Source organism: Streptomyces sp. WZ-12, from assembly GCF_028898845.1.
In the GTDB taxonomy this organism is placed as follows: domain Bacteria; phylum Actinomycetota; class Actinomycetes; order Streptomycetales; family Streptomycetaceae; genus Streptomyces.
Genome location: NZ_CP118574.1, coordinates 166,847 through 180,311, shown reverse-complemented (window position 1 = coordinate 180,311; position 13,465 = coordinate 166,847). Strand labels below are relative to the sequence as shown.

Sequence of the window (13,465 nt, the reverse complement as noted above, 5' to 3'; positions counted from 1 at the left end):
GGGTGCGGACGCGTCGCTTGTCTGTCAGTCATGCTTTTCATTCTCCGTTGATGGATCCGATGCTTGATGAGTTCCGGGTGGTTGCGGAGGGTCTTGAGTATCGCGAGCCGCGGATTGCGGTGGTGTCGAATGTGACGGGTGAGGTGGCTGCGGCGGGGGAGTTGGGTTGCGCTGATTATTGGGTGCGGCATGTGCGGGCGACCGTCCGGTTCGCCGATGGTGTGCGGGCGTTGGCGGAGCGTGGCGCGAACGCCTTCCTGGAGATCGGCCCCGACGGCGTCCTCTCCGCGCTGGCCGGCGCCTGCCTGCCCGACGGTGGGGACGGCGTCGTGGTGCCCGTCCTGCGCAAGGACCGTCCGGAGGAGCGCGCCGCTCTCGGTGCCGTCGCCCGGCTGTACGCGGCCGGGGTCGATGTCGACTGGACCGGTGTCCTGGCCGGCACCGGCGGGCGGCGGATCGCGCTGCCGACCTACGCCTTCCAACGCGAGCGCTACTGGCCCTCGTTGGCGACCGGAACGCCCGGTGACGCCGGCGGGCTCGGCCTGGAGGCCGGCCGGCATCCGCTGCTCGGCGCCGCGACCACCGTCGCCGGATCCGGGGAGATCCTGCTCACCGGCCGCCTGTCGACCGCCAACCAACCCTGGCTCGCGGCCTACGAGGACGACGGCCGCACCGTCCTGCCGGCCGCGGTCCTCGCCGAACTGGCCGTCCGCGCCGGCGATCAGGCCGGCTGCCCGACCGTGGCCGAACTGACCGTCACCACACCGCTCGTCCTCACCGACGACCGGGCCCAGCGCCTCCAGGTGCGGGTGGCCGCCCCGGACGACACCGGCCGGCGCGCCCTGTCCGTGCACGCCCGGCCCGACGACGCCCTCGACGGCCCCTGGACGCTGCACGCCACCGCCGAGCTCACCACCGACACCGCGCCGCCCCCGGCCTCTTCGACCGTCTGGCCGCCGGAGCGCGCCGTGCCTCTCGACGCGCTGCCGACCCTCGACGGCCCGACCGGGATCACGGCCGCCTGGCAGCGGGACGGTGAGGTCTTCGTCGACCTCGAACTCCCCGAACCCGGCCCGGCCGAGCGGGCGTTCGCGCTCCACCCGGCACTCCTGGACACCGCGGCCCGCGCCGCCGACCTGCTGGACGGGGACGACGGCCGTGACGCCCTCGACTGGCAGGGCCTCACCCTGCACGCCGCTTCGGCCACCACCCTGCGCGTCCACCTGACCCCGCGCGGCGCGGACACCTGGTCCCTGGAGGCCGCCGACCCGCAGGGCGCCCCGGTCCTCTCCGTCAGCGGCCTCACGCTGCGCACGCCCACCGTCGACGCGCCGGATGCGGCCGGCGGCGGGGACGGCGCGGTCCTGCTCGACCTGGACTGGGTCCCCGCGCCGGAGGGCGGCGCGCACACCGGCGACCGTCCGCGGTGCGTCGTGCTGGGCGCGGAACTCCCGCAACTGGAAACGGTGTTGGGCTCCACCACCGCAGGCACCGAGCGCGTCGCGTCGCTGACCGCGCTGCTCGACGGTGAAGGGCCGCTGCCGCCGCTCGTCCTCGCGCCGGTGCTCGGGGCGCCGGTCCGGGGCGACGACCTGCCCGCCGCGGCCCGCGCCACCACCACGGCGGTGCTGGACCTGTTGCAGCGTTGGACCGCCGACGCACGCACGGCCGATGCCCACCTGGTGATCGTCACCCGCGGTGCCGTCGCCACCGGGGCGGAGGAGGTGCACGACCTGGCGGCGGCCGCGGTCTGGGGGCTGGTCCGCTCGGCGCAGTCGGAACACCCGGGCAGCTACCTGCTGTTGGACCTCGATCCCGCCGGGCCGGCGGCCGCCGGTGACACGGTCGCGCCGATGGACCTGGCGGCCCTGTTGGCCGCGGGGGAGACGCAGGTCGCGCTCCGCGGTGGCGCGCCGACCGTCGCCCGTTTGACCCGTGCCACCGCCGCACCCGCCACCGCCGCGCACCCGCTGCGCGCCTGGGACCGCGACGGAACCGTCCTGATCACCGGCGGCACCGGCGGCCTGGGCGGCCTCCTCGCCCGCCATCTGGTCACCGGACACGGCATCAAGCACCTGCTGCTGGCCGGCCGCCGCGGACCCGACGCGCCCGGCGCGACCGCCCTGCGCGACGAACTGGCCGCGCTCGGCGCCGAGGTCACCCTCGCCGCCTGCGACGTCGCCGACCGCACCGCCCTGGACCGGCTGCTGGCCCAACTCCCGCAGGAGCACCCGCTGACCGCCGTCGTGCACACCGCCGGCGTCCTCGAAGACGCCACCCTCGGCACGCTGACGCCCGCGCAACTGGACACCGTCCTGCGGCCCAAGGTCGATGCCGCCTGGCACCTGCACCGGGCCACCCGCGACCTCGACCTGGCCGGCTTCGTGCTGTACTCCTCGATCGCCGGCATCACCGGCGGCCCCGGCCAGGGCAACTACGCCGCCGGCAACGCCTTCCTCGACGCGCTCGCCGCTCATCGTGCCGCCCAGGGCCTGCCCGGGCTGTCGTTGGCCTGGGGGCCGTGGCGGAAGGACGTCGGCATGACCGGCACCCTCGGCGCCGCCGACCTGGCCCGCCTGGAGCGCTCGGGCCAGCCGCCGCTCGCACCGGAGCAGGGCCTGGCCCTGTTCGACGAGGCCGCCGCCCGGGGCGACGGACTCGCGCTGGCGGTGCGGGTGTCCTGGACCGCCGCGCCCACCGAGGGGCAGGTCCCCGCCGTGCTCCGTGCCCTGGTGCGCGGCCGGCGCCGTACCGCCGCGGCCGCATCCGCCGGCGGGACGGCCCGTCGGCTGGCCGCCCTGGACGCCGCGGCGCGGCACCAGGCCCTGCTCGACCTGGTCCGCGCCGAGACCGCCGCGGTGCTCGGCCACACCGGGACGGACGCCGTACCGGCCGAACGGGACTTCAACCGGCTGGGGTTCGACTCCCTGATGGCGGTCGAACTGCGCACCCGGCTGGCTGCCGCCACCGGTACCAGGCTGCCCGCCACCCTCGTCTTCGACCACCCCACCCCGGCCGCCGTCGCCCGGTACCTCGAACCGGCACTGTCCGGCGGCGACGCGACCGGCCCCGACCGCTCGCCGCTGGCCCAACTCGACAAGATCGCGTCGCAGTTGTCGCCGGACGGCGTGGACGACGCCACCCGCCAGGACGTCGCGGGACGCCTCCGGCAACTGCTGGCCCAGTGGGACGGCACCCAACAGGACGGCGGCCGACCGGCCGTCGACGCCCGCCTCGAAGCGGCCAGCGCCGACGAGGTCCTCGCCTTCATCGACCACGAGCTCGGCCGGCAGACGGACTCCTGAACCGCCCGACCCCCGTCGCTCGCTCCCACCACATCCCAGGAAGGTTCCACGGACGATGCCGGACGAAAAGAAACTCGTCGACTACCTGAAGTGGGTCACGGTGGACCTCCACCAAACCCGCCAGCGCCTCCAGGAGTTGGAGGCGGGCCGCCACGAACCCGTGGCGATCGTCGGCATGGCCTGTCGACTCCCCGGCGGCGTGCGTTCTCCGGAAGACCTGTGGGAGCTGCTGTCCGCCGGACGGGACGGCATCGGGCCGTTCCCCGCCGACCGGGGCTGGGACCTGGCGGCGCTGGCCGGCGACGGACCCAGCCACAGCGCCACTCAAGAGGGCGGATTCCTCGCCGACGCGGCCGACTTCGACCCGGGCTTCTTCGACATCTCCCCGCGCGAGGCCCTCGCCATGGACCCGCAACAGCGGCTCCTGCTGGAGACCGCCTGGGAGGCCGTCGAGCGCGCCGGCATCAACCCGGCCGGGCTGCGCGGTTCCCGCACCGGCGTGTTCGTCGGCACCAACGGTCAGGACTATGCACACCTGGTCCTCGCCGCGGAGGACGACCTGGGCGGCTACGCGGGCAACGGCCTGGCCGCCAGCGTGCTCTCCGGCCGCCTCGCCTTCGCCCTCGGCCTCGAAGGCCCCGCCGTCACCCTCGACACCGCCTGCTCGTCGTCCCTGGTGACCCTGCACCTGGCCGCGCAGGCCGTCCGCGCCGGCGAATGCGGCCTCGCCCTGGCCGGCGGCGCCACCGTGATGACGACCTCGGCCAGCTTCGCCGGCTTCAGCATGCAGGGCGGGCTGGCGTCCGACGGCCGCTGCAAACCGTTCGCCGAGGCCGCCGACGGCACCGCCTGGTCCGAGGGCGTCGGCATGCTGCTCGTCGAGAAGCTCTCCGACGCGCAGCGCAACGGCCACCCGGTGCTCGCCGTGCTGCGTGGCTCCGCCGTCAACCAGGACGGCGCCTCCAACGGCCTCAGCGCCCCCAACGGCCCGTCCCAACAGCGCGTGATCCGCCAGGCACTGGCCGGCGCCGGCCTCACCCCGGACGACGTGGACGCGGTCGAGGCGCACGGCACCGGCACCCGGCTCGGCGACCCCATCGAGGCCGGTGCGCTGCTCGCCACCTACGGCCAGGACCGGGACCCCGAACGCCCGCTGTGGCTCGGCTCGGTGAAGTCCAACCTCGGCCACTCCCAGGCCGCCGCCGGCGTCACCGGAGTGATCAAGACGGTGCTGTCCCTGCGTCACGACCTGCTCCCGCGCACGCTGCACGTCGACGCGCCGTCCTCGCACATCGACTGGGACGCCGGCGCCGTACGGCTGCTCACCGAACCCGTCCCCTGGCCCGAGGGCGACCGGGTGCGCCGGGCCGCCGTCTCCTCCTTCGGCATCAGCGGAACCAATGCCCACATCATCCTCGAACAGGCCCCCGTTTCAGACGAGTTGACGGCCGGGGAGGCGGCTCCCGCAGTGCCGGGTGGCGCCGCCGACGAGCCGACCGCCGCCGCCCCCCGCACCCCGAACGCCGTACCGTGGCCGGTCGCCGCCCGCACCGCCGGCGCCCTCGACGCCCAGGTGGCACGGGTCCGCGAGCTGACCACCGCGCCCGGCCGCACCGCCGCCGACCTCGGTCACGCGCTCGCCACCACCCGCGCCGCCTTCGAACACCGGGCGCTGCTGGTCCACACGGGCGACACCCTCACCGAGGTGGCCCGCGGCGCCGTCCCCACCGGCGACCGGGGCGGGCTGGCCGTACTCTTCTCCGGCCAGGGCTCGCAGCGCCTGGGCATGGGACGCGAACTCCACGCCCGCCACCCGGTCTTCGCCGCCGCCTTCGACGAGGCGGTGGACCTGCTGGACGCCCGGCTCGGCACGTCGCTGCGCGACGTGATCTGGGGCCCGGACCGCGCACAGTTGGACCACACCCGCCACACCCAGCCCGCGCTGTTCGCCGTCGAGGTCGCGCTCTACCGCCTGCTGGCCTCCTGGGGCATCCGCCCCGACTACGTCACCGGACACTCCATCGGCGAGATCACCGCCGCGCACGTCGCCGGCGTGCTGTCACTCGCGGACGCCTGCACCCTGGTGGCCGCCCGCGCCACCGCCATGGGCGAACTCCCGCCCGGCGGCGCCATGGTGGCGCTGGAGGCCACCGAGGACGAGGTGCGCCCGCTGCTGACCGACGACCTCGCGATCGCCGCGGTCAACGCCCCCCGCTCCGTCGTCGTCTCCGGCGCCGAGGACACCGCCCTCGCCGTCCGCCGACACTTCGACGACCTGGGCCGCCGCACCACCCGCCTCCCGGTCAGCCACGCCTTCCACTCGCCGCTGATGGACCCCGTGCTCGACGCCTTCCGCACCGCCCTGGCGCCGCTGACCTTCGCCGAGCCGGCGATCCCGGTCGTGTCCAACCTCACCGGACTGCCCGCCACCGCCGAGGAGTTGGCCACCCCGCACTACTGGGTCTGCCACGTCCGGCAGGCCGTCCGCTTCGGCGACGGGCTGCGCGCCCTCGCCGCCCGCGGCGTGCGGACCTTCCTCGAACTCGGCCCGGACGGCGTGCTGTCCGCCCTGGCCCGGGAGAACCTCCCCGAGCCGGGACTGGTCGCCGTGCCGGCGCTGCGTAAGGAACGGCCGGAGGAGACCACCGTGTTGGCCGCCCTGGGCACCCTGTGGGCGCACGGCGCGGAGGTGGACTGGGACGCGGTGTTCGCCGGCACCCGCACCCCGCAGGCCGCCCCCGTCGCGCTGCCGACCTACGCCTTCCAGCGCGAGCGCTACTGGCCCACCCTGCGCGCCCGTTCCGGCGACCCGGCCGACCTCGGACAGAGCGCCGCCGCCCACCCCCTGTTGGGCGCCGCCGTCACCCTCGCCGACGCCGACGAGACCGTGCTCACCGGCCGCCTCGCGCTCCCCGCCCACCCCTGGCTCGGCGACCACCGCAGCCACGGCCGGATCACCGTCCCCGGCGCCGCCTTCGCCGAACTCGCCGTTCGCGCCGGCGACCTGAGCGGCACCCCGCACCTGGCGCGGCTCGACCTGCCGGCGCCGCTCACCCTCGCGGACGGCGACGTCGTCACCCTCCAGGCCCGGGTCGGCGCCCCCGACGCCGCGGGCCACCGGCCGCTGACCGTCCACGCCCGCCCCGCGACCACCGAGGGCGACGCCCCCTGGACCACCTGCGCGACCGGCCTGCTCGCCCCCGACGCTCCCGACGCCCCCACGGACTCCGTCGCCCCGGTCGACGCCGAGTGGCCGCCGCGGGACGCCCGCCCGGTGCCCGTCGCCGACCTCGACGCGGCGGCCGGCTCCTTTGGCCACCAGTACGGCCCGCACTTCCAGGGCCTCACCGGGGTGTGGCGGCGCGACGGCGAGGTCCTCGCCGAACTGGCCCTGCCCGCCGCCACCGCGGCCGACCGCGGCTTCGGCATCCACCCCGCGCTGCTGGCCACCGCGCTCCGCGCCGCCGCCGCGCTCGACGCGGACCACACCGCCGAACCCACCGGCATCACCGGACTCACCCTGCACGCCACCGGAGCCACCGCGCTGCGGGTCCGACTCACCGCGACCGGGCCCGACACCGTGGCCCTCGCGGCCGTGGACGCCGCGGGCGGCGCGGTGTTGACCGCCGACGGCGTCACCCTCGCCTGCTCACAGGACGGCCCGGCGCCCGCGACGGTCGGCCACAGCGGCCGGGGCGAGCTGTTCCACCTGGACTGGGTGCCGGTCGACCCCGGCGCCCGCGCCGTCGGCACCCGTTGGGCCGTCGTCGGCGACGACGAACTCGACCTCGGCTACGCGCTGCACCGCGCCGACGAGACCGTCAGCGCCTACGCCGCGTCCCTCAGCGGCGCCCTCGGCGACGGCGGGCCGGCCCCCGACGTCTTCCTCATCCCGGTCGTCGGCGGCCCGGACGCCGGACCCGAGGCGGTACGCGCCCTCACCACCCGGGTCCTCGGGCTGATCCACGAGTGGCTGGCCGAACCCCGACTGGCCACCGCCCGGCTCGTCTTCGTCACCCGCGGCGCCGTCGCCGCCGGCCGCGCGACCGGCAACGACCCGGCCGCCGCCGCGGTCTGCGGCCTGGTGCGCTCCGCCCAGACGGAGAACCCCGGCAGCCTGCTGCTGGTCGACCTCGACGACGCGTTCCGGTCCGCCGGGATGCTGCCGCACCTCCTCGGCCTCGACGAGCAGCAACTCGTCGTCCGCGACCGGACGGTGCGCGCCGCCCGCCTGGCCCGGCTGCCGGAACCGGCCGTCGACGCCGCGCCGGCCCGCACCTGGAACCCGGACGGCACCGTCCTGATCACCGGCGGCACCGGCGGCCTGGGAGCCGCGCTCGCCCGACACCTGGTCAACACCCGCGGCGTCCGGCACCTGCTGCTCGCCGGCCGCCGCGGCCCCGACGCCCCCGGCGCCCGGGAACTGACCGGGGAACTGACCGGACTCGGCGCACAGGTCCGCGTGGCGGCCTGCGACGTCGGCGACCGCGCGGCGCTGGACGCGCTCCTCGCCTCGGTGCCCACCGCGCATCCGCTGACCGCGGTCGTGCACACCGCCGGCATCCTCGACGACACCCTGATCGGCTCCCTCACCACCGACCAACTGGCCGCCGTGCTCCGCCCCAAGGCCGACGCCGCCTGGCACCTGCACGACGCCACCCGCGACCGCGACCTGGCCGGCTTCGTCCTGTACTCCTCGGTCTCCGGCGTCCTCGGCACCCCCGGCCAGGCCAACTACGCCGCCGCCAACGCCTACCTCGACGCACTGGCCCAACACCGCGCCGCACAGGGCCTGGTGGCGCACTCCCTCGCCTGGGGACCATGGGGCCGGGGCAGCGGCATGACCGCCTCGGTCAGCGACGCCCACCTGGAACGCATGGCCCGCGGCGGCCTGCCGGCCCTGGACATCGAGGACGGTCTGGCGCTCTTCGACGCCGCCCTCGCCCGCCCCGAGCCGGCCGTGGCGCCCAGCCGCCTCAACATCGCCGGGCTGCGGGACCAGCAGGCGCTGCCCGCGATCTGGCGCGACCTGGTGCCGCGCGGCCGACGGTCCGCCGCCACCGCCGACCGCTCGCCCGTCACACTCCGCGAGCGCCTGGGCCGCCTCGACGAGGCCGGCCAGGAACAACTGCTCACCGACCTGGTCGTCGGCTACACCGCCGGCCTGCTCGGCCACCCCGACCCCAGCGCCGTCGACCCCGAACGGGGCTTCCTGGAGCTGGGCTTCGACTCCCTGGTCTCGGTCAGCCTGCGCAACCAACTCGGCCCGATCCTCGGCCTGCGACTTCCCTCGTCGGTCGTCTTCGACCACAAGTCGCCCGCCAAACTGGCACGTTGGCTGCACCAGGAGCTCGGCAACAGCCCCGACGCCGGTGGGTCCGGTCCGACCGCCGCCGCCCGTTCCACGGCGCGCTCCGACGACACCCTGGAGGGCCTGTTCTACAACGCGGTGCGCGGCGGCAAGCTCGTCGAGGCGATGCGGATGCTCAAGGCCGTCGCCAACACCCGGCCGATGTTCGACACCCCGGCCGAACTGGAGGAACTCTCCGAGCCGGTCACGCTCGCCGACGGCCCCGACAACCCGCGGCTGATCTTCGTCAGCGCCCCCGGCGCCACCGGCGGCGTCCACCAATACGCCCGCATCGCGGCGCACTTCCGCGGCCAGCGGCACGTCTCGGCGCTGCCGCTGATGGGCTTCGCCCCCGGCGAACCGCTGCCCGCCACCAGCGAGGCCGCCGCCCGGGTCGTCGCCGAGAGCGTCCTGATGGCCAGCGACGGCGAACCGTTCGTCATGGTCGGCCACTCCACCGGCGGCTCGCTCGCCTACCTGGCCGCCGGCGTCCTGGAGGACACCTGGGACGTCCGGCCCGAGGCGGTGATCCTCCTCGACACCGCCTCCATCCGCTACAGCCCCGGCGAGGGCAACGACCTGGACCGCACCACGCGGTTCTACCTCGCCGACATCGACTCGCCCTCGGTGACGCTGAACAGCGCCCGGATGTCGGCCATGGCCCACTGGTTCATGGCCATGACCGACATCGAAGCGCCCGCCCCCACCGCGCCGACCCTCCTCGTGCGCGCCGCCCGCGACCTCGACGGCTTCCGCCTCGACACCTCGTCCGTCCCCGCCGACCACGTCCGCGACATCGACGCCGACCATCTCTCCCTGGCCAAGGAACACTCGGCGCTGACCGCGCGGGCCATCGCGGATTGGCTCACGGAACTGGAGGAATCAGCGGTTTGAGAAACAACTGAGCGGGGCCGCCGGCCAAGCCGCCACATATCCCGCCGAGGCGGTGCGGGGTGGCGCCGCTCCGCGCTCCCCGGCCCGCCGCAGACAGGCAGGCGCCTGCCCCCCCACGGCACCACCCTCCAGAGGAGTCCTCCATGAGCACATCCACCGCGCCGCCCTCCCTCGCCGCGGAGGCACGCACCGTCCTGCACCTGAGCCCCCTGCTGCGCGACCTGCAATCCAAGGCCCCCGTCTGCAAGGTCCGCACCCCGGCCGGAGACGAGGGCTGGCTCGTCACCCGCCACTCCGAACTCAAACAACTGCTGCACGACGAGCGGTTGGCCCGCGCCCACGCCGACCCGGCCAACGCGCCGCGCTACGTGCGCAATCCGCTACTGGACCTCCTGGTCACCGACGACGTCGACGCGGCGCGCGCCGTGCACGCGGAGATGCGCTCGCTGCTCACCCCGCAGTTCTCCGCCCGTCGGGTGCTGGACCTGCAGCCGAAGGTCGAGGCATTCGCCGAACAGGCGCTCGCGCACCTCGTCGCCCAGGGCCCGCCCGCCGACCTGCACGGCGACTTCTCCATGCCGTTCTCGCTGTCGGTGCTGTGCGCCCTCATCGGCGTCCCCGCCGCGGAGCAGGGCCAGTTGATCGGCGCGCTCGCCAAGCTCGGCGAACTCGACGACCTGCCCCGGGCGCAGGAAGCCCAGGACGAGCTGTTCGGCCTGCTGTCCGGACTGGCCCGCAGCAAGCGCACCGCACCCGAGGACGACGTCATCTCCCGGCTGTGCCTGAAGGTGCCGTCCGACGACCGCATCGGACCGATCGTCGCCGGACTGCTCTTCGCCGGCCTGGACAGCGTCGCCAGCCACATCGACCTGGGCGCGGTGCTGTTCACCCAGTACCCGGACCAGCTCGCCGCGGCGCTCGCCGACGAGCAACTGATGCGCAGCGGCGTCGAGGAGATCCTGCGGTCCGCGAAGGCCGGCGGTTCGGTGCTCCCGCGGTACGCCACCGCCGACGTGCCGGTCGGCGACGTGACCATCAAGGCCGGCGACCTGGTACTGCTGGACTTCACGCTGGTGAACTTCGACCGCACTGTCTTCGACGAGCCCGAGCTGTTCGACATCCAGCGGGCGCCCAACCCGCACCTGACGTTCGGCCACGGGATGTGGCACTGCATCGGTGCACCGCTGGCCCGGGTCCAACTGCGCATCGCCTACACCCTGCTGTTCACCCGGCTCCCGGGCCTGCGGCTGGCCCGCCCGATCGAGGAACTGGGCTACGCCTCCGGCCAGTTGTCCGCCGCACTGACCCAGCTGTCCGTCACCTGGTGACGATCCGTCTGCCGCTCCGGGCAGGCAGCAGTTGAGGGCCCCCGTCCCACTCGGACGGGGGCCCTCACGCACGGGGAGCGGGCTCAGTCCGCCGCGACGTTGATCGCGCCGGACGGGCACAGCGCCGCCGCCTCGCGGGCGGCGGCCGGCGCGCCATCCGCCGCGTCCAGGACGGTCACCAGACCGTCGTCGTCCTGGTCGAACAGGTCAGGCGCGGTCAGGACGCACTGGCCGGCGCCGACGCAGCGGCCGGTGTCCACGGTGATGCGCACGAGGTTCCTCCGAGGGTCGGGTCCTGGCGGCCGGGTGTCCCGGCCGCCCTCACTTCCAGGTGACGGGCAGTTCGTGCAGACCGAACAGCACCCCGTCGTACTTCAGCGGCAGTTCGGACACCGGCACGGCCAGCGTGAGGGAGGGGATCCGCGCGAACAGCGTCTTGTAGGCGATCTCCATCTCGACGCGCACCAGGTTCTGGCCCAGGCACTGGTGGACGCCGTAGCCGAACGCCACATGAGAACGCGCCGAGCGCTCCGGGTCGAAGCGGTCCGGCGCGGCGAACACCGCGTCGTCGTGGTTGGCCGCCGCGATCAGCGGCACGATGCCCTCGCCGGCCCGGATCAGCCGGCCACCCACCTCCACGTCCTCGACGGCCACCCGGAACGCCACCAGATCCGCCACCGAGTAGTAGCGCAGCAGCTCCTCGACGATCCGGTCGTCACCGACCCACTGCGGGTTGCTGAGCAACTGCACCACGCCCAGGCCGATGTTGTTCGCCGTCGTCTCGTGCCCGGCGATCAGCAGCAGCATGGCCACCCCGGACAGCTCCTGCCGGGACAGCGTGCCCGCGGCGATCAGCCGGCTGATGAGGTCGTCGCCGGGGCGCCGCTGCTTGATCTGGATCAGCCGGCCCAGGTACCGCAACAGCGCCCGGGTCGCCTCGTCGCGCTGCGCGTCGGTCGAGCTGAGCCGGACCAGGACCCGGGTGCGGTCCTCGAAGAAGTCCCGGTCGGCCTTGGGCACGCCCAGCAGGCTGGAGATCACCAGGGACGGCACCGGCAGCGCGAAGGACTCGACGAGGTCCGCCGAGGTGCCCGCGGCCAGCATGGCGTCGATCCGCCCGTCCACGATCTGCTGGATCACCGGCCGCAGTTCGCGCACCTTGCGGACGGTGAACTCCGGGATCAGCGTCTTGCGGAACCGGCCGTGCTCCGGCGGGTCCAGCGCCACGAACCACCCCGGCACCTCGTGCTGCGACGGCGCCCCGCCGGTCCGGGCGGCCTTGGGGAAACCCGGCTTGGACGGGTCGGCGCTGATCCGCGGATCGGTCAACACCGCCCGGACGTCCTCGTGGCGGGTCACCAACCACACCGGGCCGCTGGGCAGTTCGGAGCGGACCGGGCCGCCGCCCGCGCGGTACTCCGCGTACTCCGGCGGCGGGAAGGGCCGCCCCGGTTGCCGCAACGGGAAAGCGACCGGGCACCGCGCGGCCGCCGCCGACTGCTCCGCTTCCGTTTCGGTACTCATGCCACTCCGTAGAACGCGCGGATCCGGCCGGTGATGAACTCCTGGTCGCGGGCGGTCAGACCGGTGTGCGTCGGCAGGTAGAAGCCGTCGGCGCTGAACCGGGCGGCGTTGAGCGAGGGCCAGTCGGCCCGGAAGTAACCGGGCTGCTGGCTCATCGGCTTGAAGAACACCCGGGTCTCGATGCCCTCGCCGGCGAGGTACGCGCACAACTCGTCGCGCCGCTCGGCCCGCAGGTCGTACATCCACAGCACCTCGCGCGGCGGCATCAGCGTGATGCCGGGCACGTCGCGCAGCGCCTCGTCGTACCGCTTCTCGATGTCCCGGCGCAGCGCGAGGATCATGTCCAACTGCTCGGTCTGGGCGAGCGCCACCGCGGCCTGCATGTTGGTCATGCGGTAGTTGTAGGCCAGCTTCTTGTGCAGGAAGCTGTGGTCCTTGGTGAACGCCATCGCGCGCAGATGCGCCATCTGCGCGGCCAGGTGCGGGTCCCGGGTCAGGCAGATCCCGCCCTCACCGGCCGTGATGATCTTGTTGGCGAAGAGCGAGAAGCAGGCGATGTCGCCCCGCGGCCGCACCCCGTGCGCCTCCGCGGAGTCCTCCACCACCCGCAGGTTGTACTCGTGGGCCAGGTCCAACACGGCGTCCATGGCGCACTGCCGGCCGTAGATGTGCACCGGCATGATCACCTTGGTGCGCGGGGTGATCTTCTCTTCGATGCGGGACACGTCGATGTTCAGGTCGTCGCCGCAGTCCACGAAGACCGGCGTGGCGCCGGTGTAGGTCACCGCCCACGCGGACGCGATCATCGTGAACTCCGGGACGATCACCTCGTCACCGGGACCGACGCCGAGCGCCCGCAGCGCCAGCGTCAGCGCCGTGGTCCCCGACGAACACGCCACGCCGTACGGCACGTCGTTGTACGCCGCGAACGCCTCCTCGAACCGCTTGACGTACGGCCCTTGGGAGGAGATCCAGCCGCCGCCGACGGCCTCGGTCACATAGTCGAGCTCGCGGCCGTTGAGCCACGGCATGGACACCGGATGCGTATAGGACATGAGTCGTCT

Annotated in this window: 6 protein-coding genes; 3 read left to right on the top strand and 3 right to left on the bottom strand. The window is 74.4% G+C overall.

Annotated elements, in window-relative coordinates; translation table 11 throughout:
• Positions 1 to 50: 50 nt before the first annotated feature.
• The 3 genes from PV796_RS00450 to PV796_RS00440 all read left to right on the top strand — a co-directional run bounded on the left by PV796_RS00450 (position 51) and on the right by PV796_RS00440 (position 10,877).
• Complete coding sequence (locus PV796_RS00450) at positions 51 to 3,305, top strand: SDR family NAD(P)-dependent oxidoreductase (RefSeq protein WP_274910692.1); 3,255 nt, start codon at positions 51 to 53, stop codon at positions 3,303 to 3,305.
• 55 nt (positions 3,306 to 3,360) lie between these two features.
• Positions 3,361 to 9,549, top strand: a complete 6,189-nt coding sequence (locus tag PV796_RS00445) for a type I polyketide synthase (RefSeq protein WP_274910691.1) — start codon at positions 3,361 to 3,363, stop codon at positions 9,547 to 9,549.
• 143 nt (positions 9,550 to 9,692) lie between these two features.
• Positions 9,693 to 10,877, top strand: a complete 1,185-nt coding sequence (locus tag PV796_RS00440) for a cytochrome P450 (protein WP_274910689.1) — start codon at positions 9,693 to 9,695, stop codon at positions 10,875 to 10,877.
• Positions 10,878 to 10,960: 83 nt separating this feature from the next.
• Here the strand turns inward: PV796_RS00440 and PV796_RS00435 are convergent, their stop codons facing one another.
• From PV796_RS00435 to PV796_RS00425, 3 genes are read right to left on the bottom strand one after another with little or no spacing between them, the layout of a single operon-like run.
• Entirely contained in the window at positions 10,961 to 11,149 is a 189-nt protein-coding gene (locus tag PV796_RS00435) for a ferredoxin (RefSeq protein WP_274910687.1), read from the bottom strand.
• 49 nt (positions 11,150 to 11,198) lie between these two features.
• Positions 11,199 to 12,401 (bottom strand): cytochrome P450, encoded by a 1,203-nt coding sequence (locus PV796_RS00430; protein WP_274910686.1) that lies wholly within the window; start codon positions 12,399 to 12,401, stop codon positions 11,199 to 11,201.
• The gene (locus PV796_RS00425; RefSeq protein WP_274910685.1) at positions 12,398 to 13,456 is read right to left on the bottom strand and encodes a DegT/DnrJ/EryC1/StrS family aminotransferase; all 1,059 of its coding nucleotides are present in this window, start codon (positions 13,454 to 13,456) and stop codon (positions 12,398 to 12,400) included. The genes PV796_RS00430 and PV796_RS00425 overlap by 4 nt, the downstream gene beginning before the upstream one ends.
• Positions 13,457 to 13,465: the final 9 nt, after the last annotated feature.

Bases quoted from the DNA above. Each gene is read 5' to 3' on its own strand.
- PV796_RS00450 (WP_274910692.1), top strand. From the start codon at position 51: ATGGATCCGATGCTTGATGAGTTCCGGGTGGTTGCGGAGGGTCTTGAG.
- PV796_RS00445 (WP_274910691.1), top strand. From the start codon at position 3,361: ATGCCGGACGAAAAGAAACTCGTCGACTACCTGAAGTGGGTCACGGTG.
- PV796_RS00440 (WP_274910689.1), top strand. From the start codon at position 9,693: ATGAGCACATCCACCGCGCCGCCCTCCCTCGCCGCGGAGGCACGCACC.
- PV796_RS00430 (WP_274910686.1), bottom strand. From the start codon at position 12,401: ATGAGTACCGAAACGGAAGCGGAGCAGTCGGCGGCGGCCGCGCGGTGC.
- PV796_RS00425 (WP_274910685.1), bottom strand. From the start codon at position 13,456: ATGTCCTATACGCATCCGGTGTCCATGCCGTGGCTCAACGGCCGCGAG.